This window comes from Streptococcus cristatus (assembly GCF_003943465.1).
Taxonomy (GTDB): domain Bacteria; phylum Bacillota; class Bacilli; order Lactobacillales; family Streptococcaceae; genus Streptococcus; species Streptococcus cristatus_C.
On sequence record NZ_RJPR01000011.1, the window covers coordinates 64,477 to 87,176 of the forward strand.

Genomic DNA, 22,700 nt, shown 5'->3' on the forward strand with positions numbered 1-22,700 from the left:
ATCTATCCAGACGTTTCCAAAGAAAGTATATCATAAGGTACAGATTTTGTAAAATATTTCAAGTATATTATTGATAATGTTCGGAGATTAAGAAAAACACGGTCGACCGTGTTTTAATCTTTCTTATCTTTTTCTGAGTTGGAGTCTTCTGCTCCTCCATCGACTGCCTTTTTAAACTCTGAAAACATTTTTCCAATAGACTGCCCTAGCTCTGGCAGACGTTTTGGCCCAAAAATCAGCAAAGCTCCTAGAACGATAACGATAAGCCCTGGTAGTCCGATGTCTTTTAAAATTCCCATTACGATGTTCTCCTTTTCTCAATCATTTTACTCAGTAGGATACTAACTTCATACAGCAAAATCAACGGCACTGTCATTGACAGGTCACTGATGAAATCAGCTGGTGTCAAGACAACTGCTAATACCAATAAAACGAAATAGGCATAGCGTCTATATTTTATCAAAAATTGCGGTTTGAGCAAACCGATTGATGTGAGAAAGGCCACAATGACAGGCAATTCAAACAAGCAAGCAATCGGAATGGTCGTGTGAAACAGAAAGGCCAGATAGTTCTGCGCTGTCATCTGAACGGCAAACAATCCATCACCTAAAGAAAGCAAAACTTGCAAAATAGCAGGGCTGACAAAGTAAAAACCAAAGGCCAAGCCCAAGACAAAACTGAAAAATGTAGCTGGTATGTAAGCAAAAATTGCCTTTGCCTCACTATTTCTCAGAGCAGGTCGGATAAATTCCCAAATCTGATAGACCATAAAAGGCAGAGTCAATGAGAAAGCCACAAGACTAGCCAAGCTAATATAAATCCAAAGGATGTCGTCTGGTCCCAATACAATCAGCTTCTGCTCAAAGGAAGCGGTCAGCCATTTGTAAATATCCGCTGCAAAAAGTAGACTGAGCAGAAAAATCAAACCGAACCAGACTAAGACAGCAAGGAAGCGCCATCTAAATTCCGTCAAATGCTCAACAACAGTCTGTTCCTTATTAGGCATCTGCTCGCTCCTTTTGCCGATTTCTAAAGGTCACATAAAGGACAACGACAAGAAAGATGGCTTGACTTAGCAGCACTTCTAAGCTCGGATAAATTCCCAGCCAATCAATGGTTGGAAGATGAGACAGCAAGTGACTAGGAAAAATAGCTGTTAATTGCAGGGCATGAATGCTGACACCTAACATCTTAAAAGCCAAGGCATAAATCAGCCAGGTCAGACCAAAGAAAATCCGATGAGGCCGAATGAGACTGCTGGCCTTGGTCATTAGAATTGCAAGCAAAACTAAAACCAAGATAGCAAGTCCCAGTCCTAAAAAGAAATCTAGAGCAGTAATACGCGGTAAAATTCCTGCGTAGAACAAGATGGTTTCTGCTCCCTCACGGAAGACAGCAAGGAAACTCAGAGCAAACATGGAAATAAAACTACCACTGGCTGTCACTGCCTGCATCTGACTTTCCATGAAGTCATTCCATTTCTTGACAGAGGACTTACTGTGGAGCCAAATACCGACCAAAATCATCATGACAACTGCAAAGATCCCCACTGCTCCCTCAATGATTTCACGATTGAAGCCAGAGGCAACGGCTGGAAAAAGAGTTTGCAGCAAAATGGCAATGGCCACACTGGCTAGTACGCCCAAGCCAGCACCAGTATAGACCCATTTGAGACCTTTTTTCATCTTGGAGGCCTTGAGTGTCGTGACAAGTGCCATCACGATCAAGAGAGCCTCAACGCCCTCACGCAACAAAATCAGCATGGCATCAAAGAAAGTATAAGATCCGCTGGTGTCAATCTGTTCTAGCTCACTGATTAAGGACTCGAGCTGGTCTTGATACTCCTTATCCTTACCCTTCACCATGATGACAGGCGACTGGCTTTCTACTTTGGTATAGAGGGAGGGATTTTTAGTGCTGACATCTCCTTCAACGCTTGGCCAAATCGTGATAAATTTCTTCATCACAGCCTTGCCCTGCTTCTCGTCTCCTTTTTGGAAAGCAAGCAGAGCTTTTTTCAGAAGGCCGATACCATCTGCCAGTGTAAGATTCTCACTGCTAGCAGACGCCTCTTCTCCCTTAACAAAGCTATCAATCGCTGCTCTCAGATCATCGTAGGAAGTTTGAATGGCTTCAAAATCCGTTGGCTCCGTCTCAATAGCACTACGTAAAAATGAAATGGCCGTCTCCACTTTGCCATAATGAGCCGTACTATGATCCCGCACCACTCCTTCATTAGCAGTCCAAGTCGAATTCATTTTTTTATAGGCTTCACGAATCTTTTCAAGATCCTTGCTCTTAATCGCTGCCTGAAGAGCTTGAAATTTTGATTCTAGTTTATTGACCAGCTTGGTTTTTTCCGCTTCAAGATCAACAGGATTCTGCTCCTTTTCAAAAGCCAAAAGAGCAGCTGAAACCTTGGTCAGCTTGTCCTCCGTCACATCGCCCGAGATAGTCAAGGCCTTGCTGACTTCTTTCCCTGCAGCTGAGTCATGGTTGCTTAAAGCCGCAAATTCAGTCTGGATTTCCTCCAGCAACTCTTTGGCACTGGCTTGGTCGCCTTCTTGAACGGCGGTGCTGGCATCCGTAATCTTGATAAAGAGACTACTATAAGAAGCCTCAGCTGATACAGGCTGAGCTAGGAGTACGAGCGCCAAAAGTAAAAACAGGATCTTATTCAAATAATTTCTGGCCAAGATATTCTCCTTCTTTGACACCGCCGAAGCAAGCAAACAAGCCACTGCCCACATGGGTGACATATTCATTCATCTTATCCTGTGCTCCAAGATTAGTCTGCACTTTGATAAAGCTGTCAGGATCCTTTTGGAAAGAGATAAAAAGGAGGCCTGTATCAAATTGACCCGTTGTTTCATCAATACCATCTGAATAAGAATAGGAACGACGATAGAGAGGCTTGTCGACCTCTTTGGCCAGCCTTACATGAGCATCAACTGGAAGCAGGTCCAGGTCTACCTCGTCAAATTCATTCTTCTTGCCAAAGGGCGCCCCGCTCTCCTTATAACGACCAAAGGTGTTTTCTTGCTCTTGCAAATTGGTCCGATCCCAAGTCTCAAGAAACATCTGGATCCGACGGACAGCCATGTAAGAGCCACCCTTCATCCAGTCCTTGCTATCACACCAAACCACCTTATCAAAGTCTTTTTCCTTGGTGACATTGGCCGTGCCGTCTTTAAAACCAAATAGATTGCGGGGAGTAGACATACGATCGCCAATGGCAGCAAAGCCAGCCTGACTCCATTTCATAGTGATAGCATTTCGCGCTTTACGAACCAGATTGCGAACAGCATGAAAAGCCACCTGCTCATCATCAGCACAAGCTTGAATGACAATATCCCCACCAGTATATTTCTCTTTTAGTTGTTCCTTAGGGAAAGGAGGCAAGTCGCGGAATTCCTTAGGCTTTTTATCCTCCAAGCCCATTTTTTTCAGGAAAGAGGCGGAGACGCCAAAGGTCAAGGTCAGTCGGTAAGGGTTGAGTCCGACCGTTTCTCCAGTATCCGTAGGTGGCAAGAGGGCATTAGAACCATCTTTTTTGACTAGCTCCCCATTGACCAACTTTTCACTGTAAGCGGTCCAGTCCTTGAACATCTGGATAACGGTCTCTTTATCCGTCGTATGCAGGTCCAGAATGACAAAATAGATATTCTTTTGCATGGCTGTTGTGATGCCAGCTTGATGCTCACCGTAAAAACTGATTTCTTCTTCACCGTCAGCTAATTTTTTGTCTTCTTTTGCTTGATTAGCGAAAAAAGCAGATGCACTGGAGACACCAAGTGCTAAGCCTACGCCTCCAATCCCTGCTTTTTTAAGAAATTCCCGACGATCCATTTTTTTATTAAACCATTTTTCGTCCTTGGTCATCTTCTTACTTCCCATCTAGGATGATACCCATTTGAGAGAGAGGCTCGCCCAGTTTTGTGACAGCTTCTCCTAGCTCTTTAGTATCTTCCTTGCTCAATTCGGTATAAAGTTTATAATTCTTAGAATCAGTCATGTGCTTGTCTAGCAAACTATTGACATTCTTGAACTCAGTTTCTATACTTTTCACCAGTTTTTCATCTTTCTTCTCAATCAAAGGTTTAAAGAGTTCGAAAATCTTTTCTGCCCCTTGAATATTGGCACGGAAGTCATACAAATCCGTATGTGAAAAGATTTCTTCTTCACCGGTAATCTTGCTGGTCGCCACTTCATTAAGGAGGTCAACTGCACCAGTCAGCATAATGTCTGGTGTAACCTCAACAGTCGCGATTTTAGCCTTTAATTCTTTGATGTCATTGACCAACTGGTCTGCATATTTCTCTGTACCATTCGTTGTATTACTTTCCCACAGAATTTTTTCAATCCGGTGGAAGCCTGACCAGCCTTCTTCGGTCTTGTTTTCATCCACATAGTCAGCTAAGCGGAAGTCAATCTTCACATCAGACTCTCCGAAGCTTTCGGCAATCGGCTCTGAACGCTCGTAGCTCATGCGAATTAGCGGATACATTTTCTTGGCTTCATCAAGCTTGCCTTCTTTGAGCGTATCTCTGAATTTCTCCGTATCCGTCAATAATTGATCAATTTCTTTCTGTACAAAGGCTTTATACTCTGCTGTTGCCTTATCCAAAGCTTTCTGGTCAGAGGCCGATAGACTTGTTTTAGCTTCCGAACTGCTGGCACTTGTATTCGATTTTTGATTAGCAGCACAGCCAGTCAGTAAAATAGCTGTTGACAATAAGACAATTCCAAGTTTTTTCATCTTGACTCCTTTATTTTCCCTAAAAGGGGCGAATTCATATAAATTATAACAATTTATTTCTCATATTTCAATAAATTGTCAGATAATTATAATAAAACTTTCCTTTCTGAGTCAAGAAACAAGTATTTTAAAGCAAAATATCTTTAATTTTGCCAATTTCCGTTTTCTTAACGACTACATAAATCGTATCTCCTAGATAGAGACGACTGGCCCCGTTGACCGTCTGAGTCTTACCCTTATGGATATTCATGGTGATTAAAACGCCATGCGGTAGCTCCAATTCATGCACCTGCCGACCTGCGATCTTTTCTGAAACAGGAATTTCAATCAAGGTTGTCTCTCCGTCATCTTCAATCCGATCTGGCAGCATTTTTTCAAGCATGGCTTCATAGACAGGCGCTCCCTTTAGCAGATCCATAGCAATATAGGCCATCAGAGTGACCAAACCCAGTGGCATGAGGTTTCGAATATCTCCCACCATCTCCGTCACGAGAATCATAGCTGTTAGCGGAGCTTTGGAAATAGCGCCAAAATACCCACTCATTCCCAAGATGATAAAGATTGGAAATTGTTCCTGCGTGATAAAGCCAGCCTTCACACAAAGGGCTCCAATTGCTGCACCTAGTAAAGAACCCAAAGCCAGGATGGGCAGAAAAATACCACCAGGAAGTCCGCTGCCATAACTAATCATGCTCCATACAAAACGGAGTAAGAAAAAGAGAAGCAAGGTTCCAACTGTGTAATGAGCACTCGTCAAAGACAAAATCAGCTGATTCCCACCGCCCAGCAAATGAGGCAGCAAATAGCCAATCGGAATGATTAAAACAAAGGCAAAAATCGGATAGTAAGCTTTTGGTATTCTAAAAAATTTGCCTAGGGCTTCATAAACCAGATGAATATTAAGGACTGCTTTTTCATAGAGAAAACCTGCCAATCCTAAAAACAGGCCCATCAAGATATAAATCCAGTACTGATTCAGCCCCATGAAAGGAATATTATCCGGCATATCCAAAACAGGAGTCAGGCCAAATATAGACAGCGAAATAAAATTTGCCACCAAACTTGCAGCCAAGGTTGAAACCCAAAAGAATCGGGAAAAATGATGGTACACTTCCTCAACAACAAATAGCAAACCTGCAATTGGCGCATTAAAAGCCGCAGCCAAGCCCGCAGCTGCACCACTGGCAATCAAGGTCCGCTCCTCTACCGGACTCAAGTTCAGCCACTTAGATATGCCTTTCCCACTCATCGCTCCTAGTTGAATACTCGGTCCCTCACGTCCCAGCATCAAGCCACTGGAAATTGCTAAAATACCAACTAAGAATTTTTTCCAGAGAATGCTCCACCAAGAAAGTGACATCAAGCCTTTCAACTCGGCCTCAACTTGTGGAATCCCTGAACCCTTTATGTCCTTTTCTGTAGCTACCAATCTAGCATTTATAAAGACAATAAAAGCATAGAAGAAAAGCAAAGCTACCATCCAAAACCACTCACTTCTGCCCCTCACATAAGCCACCTGAATTAAGTGAAAACTTTTCTCAATCAAAAAACGAAATGCCCCCACTACTAGTCCAGCAAAAATACCCACCAGAATCCCCCTATATACTTGGGAAATGATGGAGCTGGACATAAAATTAAATTCTTTTCTCGTATCAGAAATCTGTTCTTTTTGTTTGATCATCATTTCTCTCCAAAAGATCTTATAGCAACATTTTAGCACAACATGGGGACAAGAAACAAGGCAATAGCCATGAACATTTTACCTTTGAATGTAAAACTTTTAAAATCAACTCCCTTAGAGTTAAAAAATGCCAAAAATGCAGTTTGGACATCAAAAAACGACCTTGAAGGTCGTTTCGTGTTTAGATTGACAAATCTTCTCGATCAATCTTGCCAGCTGTTCGATAAGCTTGGTAGAAAATGAAGACAGCCACAGCAGTCATGATGGGAACGATAACTGGGATATCCGTTTCAATAGAAGTCAATGGAGAGTTCCAGAAGAAGTGGAGAACAAAAGCTGATAAGAAGTAAAATAGACCAGCTTTAAAATAAGCTTTTTGAGTCTTAGCAAATCGGAACATCAAAGCTAATCCGATAGTGGTCAAAGCAGTATAGAGCCAGTGAGAAGCTACCCCACCAGTGATACGGCCTAAAATACCAGAGATAGTAAAGGAAAATCCTTCAGGAAGGTCGGAAAGGATGTAAGAAAAGTCCTCACTAATCTGAAAACCTATGCCAGCTGTAATTCCTAGCAGTAAGAAGGCTTTCAGTTTCTTGACTGGCACTAGATAGACAGCGAAAGCAACTGCCAAGAGCTTGAGCGGTTCTTCAACCAGCGGAGCAGCGAGGGCATTCTCCAGATAACTAATCACAGTATTTGGAAAGCTCGTGCTGACCCACTCGTGGATATAGGTATTGGCCAAGCCAGAAGTCCAGCCAGAAATGAAAAGACCACCCAGCAGAGCTACACCTAGGCTAAATACAGGCGTCTGCCATTTTTTACCCAAACTGCGAATCAAAAGCAGAGCTGGGATGATATAAAGCAGCGCCAAGAGGGCTGACAGTCCGACAATTCCATAACCAGTACCTGACATACTGCCAGTGGTATAAGCTTGTGTCTCGTATTCCAAGCCAATCGCGCTCAGAAGGAGAAAAGTGAAAAGAACAATATTTTTCTTCATATAGCAACTTTCTAAAATTTTATTTACATCTTAGTATAACAAAAAAATCAAAAATAGAACTAATTTTAAGACTCATTAAAATCATTTTTAATGAGTCTATTAGTTGACAGGCCTATAATATACTTGTCGTATTTCCATGCTCATCTCTTCAGTTTTTCTTCTCTTCTATATTGTCTTGACAATTGGACTTGATAAAGCAAGCAACAAAAAAGCCCCTCATCGGGACTTTTCATGCATTATTTTTCTGCTGTAAGTGCAGCCATTGTGATATAGTTGTATGGTTTGTTGAAGTGTGGCAAAAAGAAGAGATCTGTCAAGGCCAATTTATCAATTGTCACATGCTCTTGGATGGCAAGTGAGAACATGTGGATTCCCATGCTAATTGCAGAGTCACGAGACACCATCTGCGCACCAAGGATTTCGCGACTGTCTTTGTCAAAAACAATCTTAATCGCAACTTCGTGGTTATCATGCTTCATAAATTCTGGTTTTTGAAGATCGTTAAAGCCTGTTTCAGTTGCATTGTAACCTGCTGCTTTTGCTTTTTCAAGAGTCAAACCAGTTGAAACCATGTGAAGACCATAGATTGAAATACCGTTTGATCCTTGCACACCGATTCCTTCCAATTCATGTCCACAAGCATTGTAAGCACCAACGATACCAGTACGTACAGCGTTAGATGCAAGAGCGATATAGCTAGTGTCTTTACGAGCATTGTCATAAACAGTCGCACAGTCACCAACAGCGTAGACACCTGGGATAGATGTTTCTTGTTTCTTATCTACAAGGAAGGCACCGTTACGGAAGAGTTCAATCTTACCATCAGCAAGAGCTGTGTTTGGACGGAAACCAACAGCAAGAACTACCATATCCACATCAAATGTTTCTTTGTCTGTTACCAAGCGTTCCACTTTACCATCACCTTGGATTGCTTTAACTGTTTGACCAAGTGCCAAGCGGATGTTGTGGTCTTCCAAGTTTTTCGCCATCATTTGGGTAAAGTCTTTGTCATAGTAGCCGTTCAAAACAGTGTCTACGATATCCACAAGCACCACTTCTTTTCCAAGACGCTCGAAGGCTTCGGCAAGTTCTACACCGATGTAACCACCACCAACAACAGCAATGCGCTCAAGGTATTTGCTCTTGTCAGCAAGTTTTTCGATGACTTCTTCTGCATTTTGGTACAACTTAACAAATTGTACATTTTCAAGAGTCGCTTTGAATTCGCGGTTGCCCTTAACGATTTCTACACCTTCGATTGGAGGCAAGATTGGAGTTGAACCAGTTGCAAAGATTAATTTGTCATAAGACTCTTTGTGCTCTTTACCTTCAACTTCAGCAGTCACAACTTTGTTATCGTAGTCAATTGAAAGAACTGGTGAGTTCATGTAAATTTTAGCACCTTTTGCTTCCAATTTTTCTTTATCAGAGTAGAAGAGACCTTCTGGGCCATCAATTTGTTTCCCGATCCAAAGCGCCATTCCACAACCAAGGAATGAAATATTTGAGTTTTGGTCAAATACTACGATTTCGTTCTCATGACCAAAGTTATCCAACATCGTATTAATACAAGCTGTACCAGCGTGGTTAGCACCAACTACAATAATTTTACTCATAGAATAATCCACCTTTAAATTTAATTTACCAAACTAGTATACCATGTATCTGTTAGCGTTTACAAGATATATGCTCAGAATTTTTTTAAATTTGGCAAATAACTTTTATTTTAAACAAAAAATTTCAATCTTTCTGAAAATATTATATATTTACAATTGTGAAAACGGTATCTTTCTGTTATACTAATAGTGAAGATTAAGAAATTTAATAGGGAAGGTTGTGATAAAAGTGGATCTTATTTCTAGATCCATCCATTTAATGGGATCGACTATCACTATTTCGATTCTCCATGAAAAGGCCGACAGTCTTTTAGACCAGGTATTTTCTCTCCTAAGATTGTATGAAAAGCGCTTTAGTGCAAATGATGACAGCTCTGAGCTCATGCAAATCAATCACGCTGCCGGTAAACATCCCGTTTGTGTCCATCCTGATTTGTTTGAGTTGATTGAGTTGGGAAAAAAACATAGTCTCGCTCCGGACAGTCATCTCAATATTACCTTGGGACCCTTGATTCAAACTTGGCGAATTGGCTTTGCGGATGCGAAAGTTCCCAGTCCCAAAGAAATCAAGCAAGTGCTGTCACTCACTGACCCTGAGTGTATCGAGTTAGATGCAATTGCCTCCAGTGTTTTTCTGACAATGGAAGGCATGAAAATCGACTTAGGCGCCCTTGCCAAAGGTTATATTGCGGATAAAATCGCTGCATTCCTACGGGGACAAGGTGTCACTTCTGCCCTCATCAATCTTGGTGGAAATATCTTAACTATCGGTCTAAATGAAAAGAATAATCGTTGCTGGCGTATTGGCATTCAAAATCCAATCTTGCCACGTGGAAACAACCTAGCTCTTCTATCCGTTCAGAATCAGTCTGTCGTGACTTCAGGGATATATGAAAGAAAACTGCAGGTAGATGGCAGGGTTTATCATCATATTTTTGACCGCACCACAGGCTACCCTATTGACAATCAACTAGCTAGTCTCACGATTGTTTCATCAAAATCCGTCGATGGTGAAATATGGACGACCCGTTTATTCGGGGAGATCCCTACTTCCATCTTAGAGAAAGTCGAACAAGAAAATGGAATCGAAGCCTTCGTTATTACAGAAAATCATCAAATTTTTTATTCATCTGGTCTCAGCCCAGAAATCTTATCCTAAATCCAGAAAGGAACCTACTATGTTAAAATTTATCGGTCTAGTTGGTACAAACTCAAAGAAATCAACCAACCGCCAACTCCTTCAGTACATGCAAAAGCATTTCGCTGATAAAGCAGAAATCGAGTTGATTGAAATCAAAGATATTCCTATTTTCAACAAACCGTCTGATATGCAAGTTCCAGAGATCGTTAAAGAAATCGCTGCGAAAATCGAAGCTGCTGATGGTGTTATCATCGGAACGCCTGAATATGACCACTCTATTCCCGCTGTTCTTATGAGTGCCTTGGCTTGGTTGTCTTACGGTATCTATCCACTACTTGGTAAACCAGTGATGATTACAGGAGCCTCTTATGGAACACTAGGATCGTCTCGTGCCCAACTACAACTCCGTCAAATTTTGGATTCGCCAGAACTCAAGGCTTCTGTTATGCCAGGTTCTGAATTCCTACTTTCTCACTCACTTCAAGCCTTTGATAAAAATGGAGACTTGATTGACCTCGAAACCATTCAAAAATTAGACGCTCTTTTTGATGACTTCCGTTTGTTTGTTAAAATTACAGAAAAGCTATCAAGCGCCCAAGCACTTCTTCATCAAGAAGCTGAAAACTTTGACTGGGAAAAATTGTAAGAACTAGAAGGGAAAGAATCACATGAAATTTGTTGGACTTGTCGGCTCAAATGCAGACCAATCATACAACCGTAAATTACTAGAATTCATCAGAAAACAATTTAAACTGAAATTTGAATTAGAAGTCTTGGAAATTGATGAAGTTCCACTCTTTAACCAAGATGAAAAATGGGACGAATCCTTCCAGCTGCGCCTTTTGTACAACCGCATCACGCGCGCTGACGGTGTCATCATTGCCACTCCTGAGCACAACCACACCATCACAGCAGCTCTCAAGAGCGTCCTCGAATGGCTCTCTTATGAGGTTCACCCATTTGAAAGCAAGCCTGTCATGATTGTGGGAGCTTCCTACTACGACCAAGGAACGTCTCGTGCCCAAGTACATTTGCGTAAGATATTGGATGCTCCAGGTGTCAATGCTTATACTTTACCAGGAAATGAATTCCTTCTTGGTAAAGCGAAAGAAGCTTTTGATAATAAAGGCAACATCACAAACGAAGGAACTGTTAAATTCCTTGAATCTTGCTTAGATAACTTTGTTAAATATGTTGAGGTAGTCTCAAAATTGAAAAAACCTAAACCAATTGCTCCTGAAGACTTAGATGTCACGAACCCAATCGCAACAACCATCACAGAAGTTGACCCTGACGATCCAGAATGGGTAGAAAAAGCTGCAAAAGCTGTTGGTGCTGTTTCTGGCGATACCTATGTCAAGCTTGACCATGGTATCCTGACTGTTAACCAAATCGACATGTTCTTAAAGGCCATGCCGTTTGAGTTGACTTACGCAGATGATAATAACCAGTTCCTTTACTATAACAACGCTCATCAAGATCCAGACACTATGTTTGCCAAACGTGTACCATCCCAATCAGGTGGTCGTCTCTCAACTCTACACAACTCTCTTCCTGCTGCTCGCATGAAGAACGTGGAATGGGTGGTTGGTGTTCTTCGTAATGGTGATCAAGAGTACGTTCGTACAATCGTGCCGGGTTCACCAGCAGGTGTTATCAATACCCACAACTACCAAGCAATGTACTATCCTGATGGATCTTACGCTGGTATCAACGAAATCGTCTTCAACTTCCAGCCTTGGCTAGATTGGTATCTAAAAACAACTGGTCAACGCTTGGTTGGAGGAAGTGGTCCCTTTGCTCCTGCAGCTGCAGCAGCCGATGCCACTTCTGGTGCTTCAGATACCGGTGGTGGTCACGGCGGTGGAGATGCCGATGCAACATCTGGCGCTAGTGCTTAATCAGAACAGAATGAAAAGAATGGATTTTTACATCCATTCTTTTTTATTTTATTTCATTTCCTTGAAGGCCTTTTCTGCTTCTTCGTTGCTGATTGCTCCAAATTGAATCTTCCCAATTTTTCCTTGGCTATCAATGAGGATTTCAGTTGGAATACTGCGAACCTGATAGGCTTGGAAGATTGCACCAGACGTGTCAAATAGAACGGGCACATCCTTATATCCTTGTTCTTGATACCATTTTGGGAAGTCCTCAACAGACTTCTCTCCTTGGAGACCCGGTGCTACAATAGACAATATTTCAAAATCACGGTCTTTTTTACCAGCTAATTCAACCAATTCTGGCATGCTTCGCTTACAAGGTCCGCACCAAGAAGCCCAGAACTTCAGATAGACTTTTTTCCCACGGTAATCAGAAAGCTTGACAGTTTTTCCATCCATTGACTGGAGAGTGAAGTCCGGTGCCTCCTGACCAACTGCAACCTGCGATTGGACACTTGTATTGGACTGGCTTTGACTATCCATCCCCTTTTCGTCAGATGAACAAGCTGATAGTGTCAGAAAAGCTATCGAAGCAACAACTAGCGAAAGAATTTTTTTCATCTTTTTCTCCTTTTATCCAAAAATTCCTGATAAAGCATTTAACTGCCCGAGCATGAGAAGGATTCCCATAAAAATGATTAAGGCTCCTCCAATTTTTTTCATTAGCCCCATATAGGGTTTGATTTTTGAAAAATACCGCATAACGAAGCTAGAAGCTAGAGCTAAGATGAGAAATGGCAAAGCCATTCCCAAAGTATAAACCAGTGTTAGGAGCGCTCCTTGGATAGCTCCATTTCCTCCAGAGGCAGCTAGAGCCAGAACCGAACTAAGGACAGGTCCAATGCAAGGTGTCCAACCAAAACTGAAACTAATACCAAGCAAAAAGGCTGAAAGAAAATCATTCCGACGACTGTTCTTCTTAAATTCCACATTTTTCTGGAATTGTAACTGCCTGATATTAATCAGCTCCATCTGGTGAATTCCGAGCAAAATGATGATGATCCCCATCAGATAACGGAATTTCTCATCGTAAATCACTCTGCCTAGGAATCCTGCACCGAAGCCTAGTAGAAAGAAAACTAAAGAAATTCCAGCAATGAAGCAAAGGGTCTTGATTAGACCAGTCCAAGCGATCTTTCTGCCCAGAAACTTGACTTCTCTAGGCTCTTCTTCATCCAGCAATATCCCTATGTAGACTGGTAGCAAGGGAAAGATACATGGTGAGAAAAACGAGAGAATTCCAGCCAAAAAGACCGAAACAAAAAATAAACCAGACTCCATCCCAACCTCCTTTAAGATGTGTTTTCAATATTATTATAACAAACGATTTAAATTTTTCCACATTTTGCTACACTATCCTCATTCTTGTATCATTTATCGGAGAAGCCGTCTGTCAAAACACTATTTCGTTCCTAAACAGCAAAAAAGCCGGAAATTTTCCGGCTGGAGTACTGAAGGATAGCGAACTTAATCATCTGAATCTAGTGGCAAATAAAGGCTAATCTGGGTGAATTTACCTGGTTCGGACTGGATTTCCATATGGTAGTCTTCTCCGAACTGCAACCTCAAACGTTGATCGACATTTTTCAGACCGACACCACCTAAGCGAAGGAGAGTCGCATCCATAGAGGCGTTGACATCAAAGCCTCGGCCGTTGTCATAGATAGACAGTATCAGCCGCCCCTCTTCTGCTTTCGACGTCACCCGAATCATGCCTTGTCGGTCAATTTCCTTGATACCATGGTAGATGGCATTTTCAACCAAGGGCTGGAGTACCAGCTTGGGCAGTTTATAATCAGCTATGGATTCATCCTCTTCAATCTCATATTGGAGCTTGTCACCATAGCGTTGCTTCTGGATAAAAAGATACTGACGAACGTGATCAATCTCATCTTTAAGAGCAATCTGTTCGTGTCCTTGATTGAGTGCCAAGCGGAAATACTGAGCGAGTGATTTTGTTACCTCAACAACACGCTTGCTGTCATTAAACTCAGCCATCCAGACAATCGTATCTAAGGTATTATAAAGGAAATGAGGGTTGATTTGAGCCGAGAGAGCTCGGAGCTCATAGCGGCGGACATTTTGTTCTTCAGCCTTGACAGCTTCCATCAGTTGTTCAATTTGGTCCAGCATTTTATTGAACTGCTGAGCTAAGTCAACCAACTCTGGAGAACCCTTAGCTTCTGCACGCAGATTTGAGTCGCCCGAGCCAATCTTCAGAATGACTGCCTGTAAGTTCTGCAGAGGCTTAATCCACAAACGCAGGACAAACCAAATACCAATCAAGCATAGCAGGAGTGCTAAAAGGCCCATTCCTACAAAAGAATAAAGCATTTGCGACTGAAGCATCTGTAATTGCTCCAATGAGGCAACGCCAATTAAAGTCCAATCACTATCTAGAATGTCAATCTGGTAGACAAAAGCCTGCTTCTGGTCTGCGTAACCATCCTTGACCGAGATATAGGGCTGCATAGCTTTCATTTCCTGGCTGGATGAATAAACACTTTTCTTGGGATGATAAACAAATTCATGCTGGCTATTGACAATAAAACTAAAGCCTTTCTTCCCTAGCTGAAGCCGATCCAGATAGGCTTTGAGACTCTTATAGCCGATATCCAGACGTAACACACCGAGATTCTGCCCTGCTTCATCCACTACTTCCTGAGTGACGGAAACAACCCACTTCTCTTTCTCTGATGACAGAGACTCCTTGCGAGCAGGAGTCAAGACAGGCATGGCCCGGGTATGGATAGCTTCCTGATACCATTTTTCATTCATCATATCAGAAGATGTCTGCATGCTGATTCGAGAATCTGTCGAGACCACGCGCCCGTCCTTGGTAACCAATACTGCCGACACCAAATCTGGATCAGTCTCAATGATGGTTTTCATCAAAGCTTGCACTGACGTTTCGCTGCTTTCTTGATTCTGAGCAAACTTACGAATCGTTTCTTCCTTGCTCAGTGTAGAGGTGGTTTGTTTTAATTTTTGCAAATAAGAAGCAATGAACTGCCCGCTTTGCTCCATACTATTGCGCGTCGTCCGCTCTGTCAGCTGCCGAATAGTCCCCGAGCTAGTCTGATAGTAGAGGCTTCCAACAAACCCCAAGAGTAAAAGGACCAGCAGAAAAATATAGACAATCAATTGGATAAGAAGCGGATATCGTTTCATTTCTCCTCTCCTTTTTTAAACTGCCGAGGTGTCAGCCCAACCACCTGCTTGAAGCGCTGAGAAAAATAGTTCATGTCGTCAAAACCAACCTGCTCTGCTATTTCATAAATCTTCAAATCTGTGGTCAGGAGTAAGAGCTTTGCTTTTTTCATCCGCTCTTGGATCAGATAATCTTGAAAGGGCAAGCCTAATTCTTTTTTGATAAGAACACTTAGGTAGGACGGACTAAACCCCAATTGGAAAGCCAAACTTTTCAGACTTAATTCTGAATCGGCTAGACGCGCTTGAATAGCCTCTTCCAACTCAGAGCGCTGTCCCTGATCGACCAAGTTTTGAATCTGGGCTTTTTTACGTTCCTTATCAAGCTTGGTCTGCACCTTGGCCAACATCTCCTCAACATCATCCTTGGAAAATGGCTTGAGAAGATAGTCATCTGCACCTAGCTTAATGGCCGTCCGAGCATAGTCAAAATCATCATAGCCCGTCAGAAAAACGATATGGCACTTAGGAGCCTGGTCTCTGACTAGCTTGGCCAGTTCGAGGCCGTTCATCTGTGGCATATTGATATCGGTCAGCAGGATGTCAGCAGGATTTTCCTGAACTTTCTTCCAAGCTTCTATTCCATTTTCAGCCTGGGCAATGACTTGCATACCAAACTGCTCATAGTTTACTAAGGACGCAATTCCCTGTCTTACCAGATATTCATCCTCTACAATTATAATTGAATACACAAGATTCAACTCCTTATTTTAGATGGATTTATTATAGCAAATTTTCAATCAAAATGCTCTTAAACATAATCCAACAGATAACCGTAGCCCTTCTCCTCCATCTCAGCTTTTGGAATGAACTTGATTGACAAACTATTGATACAATAGCGCAAGCCGCCCTTGTCCTTTGGACCGTCTGTGAAAACATGGCCCAGATGTGAATTTCCAACCCGACTGCGAACTTCCGTTCGAGTCATGTTGAAACTCTTGTCTTCTTTGTAAGTCGCAACATCAGGACTGATAGGGCGTGTGAAACTCGGCCAACCGCAGCCTGAGTCAAACTTATCCTTTGATGAAAAGAGAGGCTCTCCTGTCACCACATCCACATAGATACCAGCATCAAACTTATCCCAATAGCGATTAGAAAAAGCCCGCTCTGTGTCATTCTTTTGTGTAACTGCGTATTCTTCTGGCGTGAGCTTGTCCTTAATCTCTTCATCGCTAGGCTTAGGATAGCGACTAGCTTCGATAACAGGGTAAGCAGCTTGATTGACATCGATATGGCAATATCCATTAGGATTCTTTTTTAGGTAATCCTGATGGTAATCTTCTGCTTTGATAAAGTTTTTTAGAGGTTCTTTTTCAACAGCCAAAGGCTTATCATATTTCTTAGCAACTTCATCAAAAACTTGATTGATGGTATTCAAATCTGCTTCGTCCTTATAATAAACACCTGTCCGATACTGGGTACCCTGATCATTTCCCTGCTTGTTTTTAGAAGTTGGATCAATAATGCGGAAATAGTGAAGTAATATTTCTTTGAGAGATATCTTTTTAACGTTATAGGTGATTTTTACCGTCTCAGCGTGACCAGTTTGAGAGACCAATTCATACTTGGTCGTGTCGCTCCTACCATTTGCATAGCCCGACTCAGCATCAATTACACCTGGCACACGAGAAAAGTACTCTTCTACTCCCCAGAAACAGCCGCCAGCCAGATAAATCTCCCGCTTGTCCTCTTCCTTGACATCTTCTTTCTTTTGTTTGGTCACTTCTGTCTTGCTCATAGAGGCTTTCTTGATTTGCTCAATATTGGCCTGAGCTGGGTTAATAGACATGGAGCCCTTGATTAAGAAAAATAGACCAAAACAGGCAAGCAAGCCAACCAGAATCAGAAAAATCTTCCATTTGCCTTCCATGTTCATTACTCCTTTCTACTTGATTTCCTTTAGTGTTTTCTCAATATCTTCCTTACTCATGTAGCCCACATGAGTTTTAGCAAGTGAGCCATCACTATTGATAAAGAGAGCAGATGGATACGAGCGAATACCGTATTCTTTCAGTAATTCTCCCTTAGTATCCATGAGAACTGGGAAGTCTTTGTAGTCCAAAGACTTGTACCATTTCTTAAAATCATCAGCAGACTTTTCTCCGTTAAAAGTCGGAGACACTACCGACAGGACAACATAATCTTTTCCAGACTGCTCCTTAGCCAAGTCATTGGTATCTCCAAGAGTGGATAGACAGATAGAGCACCAAGAAGCCCAAAATTTTAGATAGACTTTCTTGCCTTTGAAATCAGACAACTTGTAGGTCTTGCCGTCCACTCCTTGCAGACTAAAGTCCTTGGCCATCTTTGTAGATTGATTAGAATTTGCCTTACTAGTCATGGAACTTTTATCATTTTTAGAAGCTTCCGAATTCATTTGCTGATTTGAGCAAGCTCCCAATAAGCCGACACAAAGCAGACTGGCAGTCAAAATCGATAGTTTCTTCATCATTTTCTTTCCTTTCAAAATAAGGAGAAAGCCGACAAAACTGACGACTTCCACCCTCATTGATAATTTTATTTATCAGATGACATTTCGGATGAATCTTTCATGTCATCCTTCATGCTTGAGTCGCTTGATTTCATATCATCTTTCATGTCAGACTTGCTGTCGGACATCATAGAAGAGTCCTTCATATCATCCTTTTTCATTTTATCATCAGACATGCTGGAGTCTTTCATATCCTCCTTCTTCATGTCGTCTTTTTTCATATCCTCTTTCTTCATCATACTGCTGTCATCCATCTTTTTCATATCTGAATTTGACTTTTGACTGGAGCAAGCAGCCAAGGCAAAGATACTAAGAGTAGCCATTGTAAGGGTAGCGATTTTTTTCATGATATTTCTCCTTTAATTATATAATATTTATCCAAATAGCGATGCTAAAGCGTTTAGATTTCCGAGCATAAGCAAGATTCCCATGAGGATGATGAGTGCTCCACCGATTTTTTTAAGTGTTCCCATATGAGGTTTGAGTTTGGCAAAGCGCTGTAACACCCAGCCAGAAGCCAAAGCCATGGCTAGAAATGGAAGTGCTAATCCAAGTGTATAAACCAACATAAGCAAGCCTCCCTGAAGAGCGCCGTTTCCACCAGAAGCAGCAATCGCTAAAACAGAACTCAGAACAGGTCCCACACAGGGCGTCCAACCAAAGCTAAAGGTGATGCCTAAGAGAAAAGCGTTAAGAAAATCACTTCTTTTACTATTCTTTTTAAGTTGGATGCTCTTTTGCTTTTGCAGTTGCTGGATATTGATAAGTCCCATCTGATGGATTCCCAGTAGAATGACAATACCACCCAAAAGATAGCGAAACCAAGGTGCATAGAGGACTTGCCCTAGAGCGCCAGCTCCATAGCCCAAAACCAAAAATACAGTAGATAGACCTGCTATAAAGCAGAGCGTCTTAGCTAGACCATACCAGGAAATGTCTCTTCCCATAAACCGAACCGTTTTCGGCTGATCCGAATCCATCAGAATTCCCACATAGACTGGCATCAGTGGTAAGATACAAGGGGAGAAAAAGGAAAGAATCCCCGCCAGAAAAACTGAAATAAAGAACAAAAAACTTGTAGCCATTTCAAAAACCTCTCGATCATTTTCTGACTATAGTATAAAATAAAAATCCCCCTAAAAATAGGGAGATCGATTTGAAAAAACTTGAATTTGATTTTATCTTTTCTACACCATGAGTTAAAAGCGTTCACTACTTACTGAGGATTTATGTTAAGTTGAGAGCAAATGTAAAGGTGCTTCCTAGGCCACACTGGCTTTCGACCGTAATTTCTCCACCCAGCTGATGTGCCAACTCACGCGCAATCGCAAGGCCCAGACCATGGCCACCTGTCTTCATATTACGTGAAGTTTCCACACGGTAGAGGCGTTTAAAAATCTTATCCAACTCTTCGGGAGCAATGCCCTGTCCTTCATCTTTTACACTGATTGTCAAGACTTGCTCAGTTAATTGAGCCGTAACCTCGATTTTAGTTCCTGGGTCTGAATACTTAAAAGCATTATTTAGCAAGTTGACCAAGATACGGGAAAGTTTGTCATAATGGCTCTTAATTTTCGCTGACTCAGGAGACACTTGAATGTAGATGTCTCGCTCCTCTTGCTCAATCAATAGTTGAAATTCACTCATAGCCTCAATCAATAGCTGGTCTAGAAAGACTATTTCAGCTTCACCATCTGATTCTATTCGAGGCTGGGCATTAAGAGTCAAAACATCCAATTCTTCCACCAATTTATTCAAACGCTCTGTCTGACGGCTAATCGTGGTCAAGTAATGAATCTGCTCCTCTTCTTCGATCACTCCATCTAAAATCCCCTCCACAGTCGCCTGAATAGAGGTAATGGGAGTTTTAATATCGTGAGAAAGCTGGGCAATCATCATTCCCTTTTCTCGCTCACTTTCATCAAGCGATTCAAACGTTTCTTGCAAATTATGCGACATATCGTTAAAAGCCTGACCCAACTCTTGAAATTCGATAGGGCCCTTGGCGTCAATCTCTGTACTAAAATCCTTGTCAGCAATATTCTGAGCCTGTTTTTTCAGATGCCGAAGGGAAGAAAATACTGGCGATAAAAGAAAGAGACTGACTGCCGCTCCTATAAAACTAGCAATCAAGGTCATTCCAACTAGGAAATAAATCTCACTTTTTACAATCAACATTCGCTGGACTGCCCAGAAAACAAGCAAAATCGTTAATAGGCTAGAAATCAGATACCCCACCAGAATGTAACTTTTTAATTTCATTTTATACCTCGTGCTCCTTCCATTTTATACCCCAGACCCCAGACAGTTTTGACGGCAGGAGTGTCTGAACTGGCATACTTGGTCAATTCCTGTCTCAGAGCATGTATATGAACATTAAGGGTATTGGTATCATCTACGAAGTCTTCCTGCCACACCTTTTCGTAAAGCTCCGTCTTTGAAAAAACTCTCTCAGGATTACTAGCTAAAATCCAGAGCAGTTCAAAGGATTTCACTGTTAATTCCAAAAAATGCTCTCCGATGCGAGCCTCATGAACCGCATGATTCATCACCAAATCACCGAGCTCAATTTGTTCGATCTCGCCTCCACGATGCAGTCGGCGCAAAATGTTATTGACTCTTAGAACTAGCTCACGCGGACTAAAAGGTTTGGCTATAAAATCATCTGCTCCTAAGCTCAAACCGTAAATTTTGTCTTGATCGCTAGTCTTAGCCGTTGTAAAAAGAAAAGGCTGATCAGGTGCTATATACTGAACCTCACTGATAAAGTCATAACCGTCCATATTCGGCATCATGATGTCCGTTATGATCAGGTCAACAGATTTCTTTCTGAAAAGATCTAACCCCTCCACGCCATCTCGAGCCACTAAAACATGGTAGCCTTCCTGCATAAGATAGCGCTTTTGAATATCTAGAATATCCATCTCATCATCAACGAGTAAAATTGTCTTTCCCATTTGCCAATCTCCTGATAAAAACAGTGTTATACTGGCTTTAGTATAACACTATTTTTAGTAATTTTTAAATGATTTGAACCTTAATCTTTTTGTTTTTCTTTCAAACCTAGAAGGCTAAGAATTCCTGCCAAAGCTAGTCCTAAGAAACCAATGGTAGCTGTAGCTGTTTGAGCCTCACCAGTTTTTGGTAAAGTAGGCTTATCATTTTTTTTCATCGTATCTGCCATCGGCTTAGAAGTTGGGTGTTCCCCCTTCACATCAGTCATGCGATGATCTACTTCCTTCGTACCCTCAGCTGTACTCATAGAATCTGTTGCAGAAGGCTTCTTATTCATCTGACCTTCTTGAGATGGTGTTGTAGAAGGCTTCTTATTCATCTGACCTTCTTGAGATGGTGTTGTAGAAGGTTTCATATTCATTTGACCTTCTTGAGATGGTATTGTAGCCATTCCTTTTCCACGAAGCTGAATCGTTACTTGACGAGTCGCGATAAGATTTGTCAAATCTGGTTTGCCATCTTTGGCACCATAGACCTTGACAGTAGCCTGGTAAGTGTGAGTTCCGTTAGCACGAAGTTGGTCGAGAAGGGCTTGTCCATCTTTACCTGTAGTATTGCCATTCAAATCCACTTCGTAGAAGTATTGACCCTTCGCTAAGCCTTCAAGTGGCAAGAGGGCTGGATTGTTCGCTGTGCCGTTGTCTGACCAAGGAGCCTTGTCAGAAGATTTGAGCAAGAGACGCGTCAACATACCATCTCCACCGAAAGCTTCATACGGAATGACTTGATTAACACCTGCCAAGAATGGACCGGGAACGTTCGCTTTTTCTAAATAGCTGGCTGGGACGTCAATATGCTCTTTGATATTTTTAGTGACTGAGTCTTTGACTGATTCTTTTGAAACAAGGCCGTTCAAGTTAACAGTTACATTTTTTGTAGCTACGAGATTGGTTAAATCTGCTTTACCATCTTTGGCACCATAGACCTTGACAGTCGCTTGGTAAGCATGAGTGCCATTAATGCGAAGTTGGTCAAGAAGGGCTTGTCCGTCTTTACCTGTAGTATTGCCATTCAAATCCACTTCGTAGAAGTATTGACCTTTGGCCAAGCCTTCAAGTGGCAAGAGGGCTGGATTGTTCGCTGTGCCGTTGTCTGACCAAGGAGCCTTGTCAGAAGATTTGAGCAAGAGACGAGTCAACATACCATCTCCACCGAAAGCTTCATACGGAATGACTTGATTAACACCCGCCAAGAATGGACCGGGAACGTTCGCTTTTTCTAAATAGCTGGCTGGGACGTCAATATGGTCTTTAATATTTTTAGTGACTGAGTCTTTGACTGCTTCTTTTGAAACAAGGCCGTTCAAGTTAACAGTTACATTTTTTGTAGCTACGAGATTGGTTAAATCTGCTTTTCCATCTTTGGCACCATAGACTTTGACAGTCGCTTGGTAAGCATATGTGCCATTAGTGCGAAGTTGGTCGAGAAGGGCTTGCCCGTCTTTACCTGTAGTATTGCCGTTCAAATCCACTTCGTAGAAGTATTGACCTTTCGCTAAGCCTTCAAGTGGCAAGAGGGCTGGATTGTTAGCTGAACCATTATCTGACCAAGGTGCCTTATCAGAAGATTTGAGCAAGAGACGCGTCAACATACCATCTCCACCGAAAGCTTCATACGGGATGACTTGGTTAACACCCGCCAAGAATGGACCAGGAACATTTGCTTTTTCTAGGTAGCTGGCTGGGACATCAATATGGTCTTTGATATTTTTAGTGACTGAGTCTTTGACTGCTTCTTTTGAAACAAGGCCGTTCAGGTTAACAGTTACATTTTTTGTAGCTACGAGATTGGTTAAATCTGCTTTTCCATCTTTAGCACCATAGACTTTAACAGTCGCTTGGTAAGCA

General features: G+C 41.9%; 22 protein-coding genes. 3 read left to right on the top strand and 19 right to left on the bottom strand.

The features are described from left to right. Positions 1-113 precede the first annotated feature (113 nt). The 8 genes from D8793_RS10005 to nox form a co-directional block, all read right to left on the bottom strand. Positions 114-299, bottom strand: a complete 186-nt coding sequence (locus D8793_RS10005) for a twin-arginine translocase TatA/TatE family subunit (RefSeq protein ID WP_045496898.1) — start codon at positions 297-299, stop codon at positions 114-116. Then, positions 299-1,006 carry a twin-arginine translocase subunit TatC gene (gene tatC / locus D8793_RS10010; protein ID WP_125371738.1) on the bottom strand — a complete coding sequence of 236 codons (708 nt, stop codon included), beginning with the start codon at positions 1,004-1,006 and terminating at the stop codon, positions 299-301. Before tatC ends, D8793_RS10005 begins: the two co-directional genes overlap by 1 nt. Beyond that, the gene (locus tag D8793_RS10015; protein ID WP_125371739.1) at positions 999-2,696 is read right to left on the bottom strand and encodes an FTR1 family iron permease; all 1,698 of its coding nucleotides are present in this window, start codon (positions 2,694-2,696) and stop codon (positions 999-1,001) included. Before D8793_RS10015 ends, tatC begins: the two co-directional genes overlap by 8 nt. Beyond that, on the bottom strand, positions 2,674-3,882 hold the full coding sequence (gene efeB / locus D8793_RS10020) for an iron uptake transporter deferrochelatase/peroxidase subunit (protein WP_125371740.1): 1,209 nt from the start codon (positions 3,880-3,882) through the stop codon (positions 2,674-2,676). Before efeB ends, D8793_RS10015 begins: the two co-directional genes overlap by 23 nt. 4 nt (positions 3,883-3,886) lie before the next feature. Further along, on the bottom strand, positions 3,887-4,759 hold the full coding sequence (gene efeO / locus D8793_RS10025; RefSeq protein ID WP_125371741.1) for an iron uptake system protein EfeO: 873 nt from the start codon (positions 4,757-4,759) through the stop codon (positions 3,887-3,889). A gap of 127 nt (positions 4,760-4,886) precedes the next feature. Further along, positions 4,887-6,440, bottom strand: coding sequence for a H(+)/Cl(-) exchange transporter ClcA (locus D8793_RS10030; RefSeq protein WP_125371755.1), 1,554 nt, complete (start codon positions 6,438-6,440; stop codon positions 4,887-4,889). A 181-nt stretch (positions 6,441-6,621) separates the two neighbouring features. After that, positions 6,622-7,440: a PrsW family intramembrane metalloprotease gene (locus D8793_RS10035; RefSeq protein WP_125371742.1), complete on the bottom strand. Its 819-nt coding sequence runs from the start codon at positions 7,438-7,440 to the stop codon at positions 6,622-6,624. A gap of 236 nt (positions 7,441-7,676) precedes the next feature. After that, positions 7,677-9,056, bottom strand: coding sequence for a H2O-forming NADH oxidase (gene nox, locus D8793_RS10040; RefSeq protein ID WP_125371743.1), 1,380 nt, complete (start codon positions 9,054-9,056; stop codon positions 7,677-7,679). A 229-nt stretch (positions 9,057-9,285) separates the two neighbouring features. On the opposite strand from nox, the gene D8793_RS10045 reads away from it, so the two are divergent. The 3 genes from D8793_RS10045 to D8793_RS10055 are packed head-to-tail and all read left to right on the top strand — an operon-like array spanning position 9,286 to position 12,098. Next, positions 9,286-10,215, top strand: a complete 930-nt coding sequence (locus D8793_RS10045; RefSeq protein ID WP_185761056.1) for an FAD:protein FMN transferase — start codon at positions 9,286-9,288, stop codon at positions 10,213-10,215. Between the two features lie 19 nt (positions 10,216-10,234). Then, entirely contained in the window at positions 10,235-10,843 is a 609-nt protein-coding gene (locus D8793_RS10050) for an NADPH-dependent FMN reductase (protein ID WP_005589803.1), read from the top strand. Positions 10,844-10,865: 22 nt separating this feature from the next. After that, entirely contained in the window at positions 10,866-12,098 is a 1,233-nt protein-coding gene (locus tag D8793_RS10055) for an NAD(P)H-dependent oxidoreductase (protein WP_048764234.1), read from the top strand. A gap of 48 nt (positions 12,099-12,146) precedes the next feature. On the opposite strand, the gene sdbB is transcribed toward D8793_RS10055, so the two are convergent. The 11 genes from sdbB to D8793_RS10110 all read right to left on the bottom strand — a co-directional run. Next, the gene (sdbB, locus tag D8793_RS10060; RefSeq protein ID WP_005589801.1) at positions 12,147-12,698 is read right to left on the bottom strand and encodes a thiol-disulfide oxidoreductase-associated lipoprotein SdbB; all 552 of its coding nucleotides are present in this window, start codon (positions 12,696-12,698) and stop codon (positions 12,147-12,149) included. A 12-nt stretch (positions 12,699-12,710) separates the two neighbouring features. Beyond that, the gene (gene ccdA2, locus D8793_RS10065) at positions 12,711-13,418 is read right to left on the bottom strand and encodes a thiol-disulfide oxidoreductase-associated membrane protein CcdA2 (protein WP_045496866.1); all 708 of its coding nucleotides are present in this window, start codon (positions 13,416-13,418) and stop codon (positions 12,711-12,713) included. A gap of 186 nt (positions 13,419-13,604) precedes the next feature. After that, complete coding sequence (locus D8793_RS10070; RefSeq protein ID WP_125371745.1) at positions 13,605-15,308, bottom strand: cache domain-containing sensor histidine kinase; 1,704 nt, start codon at positions 15,306-15,308, stop codon at positions 13,605-13,607. Continuing rightward, positions 15,305-16,039 (bottom strand): response regulator transcription factor, encoded by a 735-nt coding sequence (locus D8793_RS10075; protein ID WP_125371746.1) that lies wholly within the window; start codon positions 16,037-16,039, stop codon positions 15,305-15,307. Before D8793_RS10075 ends, D8793_RS10070 begins: the two co-directional genes overlap by 4 nt. A gap of 59 nt (positions 16,040-16,098) precedes the next feature. Further along, on the bottom strand, positions 16,099-17,217 hold the full coding sequence (gene msrB, locus D8793_RS10080) for a peptide-methionine (R)-S-oxide reductase MsrB (protein ID WP_125371747.1): 1,119 nt from the start codon (positions 17,215-17,217) through the stop codon (positions 16,099-16,101). Positions 17,218-17,232: 15 nt separating this feature from the next. Further along, positions 17,233-17,796, bottom strand: a complete 564-nt coding sequence (locus D8793_RS10085; RefSeq protein ID WP_125371756.1) for a TlpA family protein disulfide reductase — start codon at positions 17,794-17,796, stop codon at positions 17,233-17,235. Positions 17,797-17,864: 68 nt separating this feature from the next. After that, a complete protein-coding gene (locus D8793_RS10090) occupies positions 17,865-18,185 on the bottom strand; it encodes a hypothetical protein (RefSeq protein ID WP_125371748.1) in 321 nt (106 codons plus the stop codon). Positions 18,186-18,212: 27 nt separating this feature from the next. Then, positions 18,213-18,923, bottom strand: a complete 711-nt coding sequence (gene ccdA2, locus D8793_RS10095; protein ID WP_125371749.1) for a thiol-disulfide oxidoreductase-associated membrane protein CcdA2 — start codon at positions 18,921-18,923, stop codon at positions 18,213-18,215. A gap of 142 nt (positions 18,924-19,065) precedes the next feature. Further along, positions 19,066-20,100 carry a HAMP domain-containing sensor histidine kinase gene (locus D8793_RS10100; RefSeq protein ID WP_125371750.1) on the bottom strand — a complete coding sequence of 345 codons (1,035 nt, stop codon included), beginning with the start codon at positions 20,098-20,100 and terminating at the stop codon, positions 19,066-19,068. Continuing rightward, positions 20,097-20,795 (bottom strand): response regulator transcription factor, encoded by a 699-nt coding sequence (locus D8793_RS10105; RefSeq protein ID WP_125371751.1) that lies wholly within the window; start codon positions 20,793-20,795, stop codon positions 20,097-20,099. Before D8793_RS10105 ends, D8793_RS10100 begins: the two co-directional genes overlap by 4 nt. Positions 20,796-20,875: 80 nt before the next feature. Next, positions 20,876-22,700: fibronectin-binding SSURE repeat-containing protein (locus D8793_RS10110; protein WP_125386910.1), on the bottom strand; the 1,825-nt coding region annotated here is incomplete at its 5' end.

Excerpts from the sequence above, each read along its gene's own strand:
- D8793_RS10005 (WP_045496898.1), bottom strand. The coding sequence starts at position 299 with ATGGGAATTTTAAAAGACATCGGACTACCAGGGCTTATCGTTATCGTT.
- tatC (WP_125371738.1), bottom strand. The coding sequence starts at position 1,006 with ATGCCTAATAAGGAACAGACTGTTGTTGAGCATTTGACGGAATTTAGA.
- efeB (WP_125371740.1), bottom strand. The coding sequence starts at position 3,882 with ATGACCAAGGACGAAAAATGGTTTAATAAAAAAATGGATCGTCGGGAA.
- efeO (WP_125371741.1), bottom strand. The coding sequence starts at position 4,759 with ATGAAAAAACTTGGAATTGTCTTATTGTCAACAGCTATTTTACTGACT.
- D8793_RS10030 (WP_125371755.1), bottom strand. The coding sequence starts at position 6,440 with ATGATCAAACAAAAAGAACAGATTTCTGATACGAGAAAAGAATTTAAT.
- D8793_RS10035 (WP_125371742.1), bottom strand. The coding sequence starts at position 7,440 with ATGAAGAAAAATATTGTTCTTTTCACTTTTCTCCTTCTGAGCGCGATT.
- nox (WP_125371743.1), bottom strand. The coding sequence starts at position 9,056 with ATGAGTAAAATTATTGTAGTTGGTGCTAACCACGCTGGTACAGCTTGT.
- D8793_RS10050 (WP_005589803.1), top strand. The coding sequence starts at position 10,235 with ATGTTAAAATTTATCGGTCTAGTTGGTACAAACTCAAAGAAATCAACC.
- D8793_RS10055 (WP_048764234.1), top strand. The coding sequence starts at position 10,866 with ATGAAATTTGTTGGACTTGTCGGCTCAAATGCAGACCAATCATACAAC.
- sdbB (WP_005589801.1), bottom strand. The coding sequence starts at position 12,698 with ATGAAAAAAATTCTTTCGCTAGTTGTTGCTTCGATAGCTTTTCTGACA.
- ccdA2 (WP_045496866.1), bottom strand. The coding sequence starts at position 13,418 with ATGGAGTCTGGTTTATTTTTTGTTTCGGTCTTTTTGGCTGGAATTCTC.
- D8793_RS10070 (WP_125371745.1), bottom strand. The coding sequence starts at position 15,308 with ATGAAACGATATCCGCTTCTTATCCAATTGATTGTCTATATTTTTCTG.
- msrB (WP_125371747.1), bottom strand. The coding sequence starts at position 17,217 with ATGGAAGGCAAATGGAAGATTTTTCTGATTCTGGTTGGCTTGCTTGCC.
- D8793_RS10085 (WP_125371756.1), bottom strand. The coding sequence starts at position 17,796 with ATGAAGAAACTATCGATTTTGACTGCCAGTCTGCTTTGTGTCGGCTTA.
- D8793_RS10090 (WP_125371748.1), bottom strand. The coding sequence starts at position 18,185 with ATGAAAAAAATCGCTACCCTTACAATGGCTACTCTTAGTATCTTTGCC.
- ccdA2 (WP_125371749.1), bottom strand. The coding sequence starts at position 18,923 with ATGGCTACAAGTTTTTTGTTCTTTATTTCAGTTTTTCTGGCGGGGATT.
- D8793_RS10100 (WP_125371750.1), bottom strand. The coding sequence starts at position 20,100 with ATGAAATTAAAAAGTTACATTCTGGTGGGGTATCTGATTTCTAGCCTA.
- D8793_RS10105 (WP_125371751.1), bottom strand. The coding sequence starts at position 20,795 with ATGGGAAAGACAATTTTACTCGTTGATGATGAGATGGATATTCTAGAT.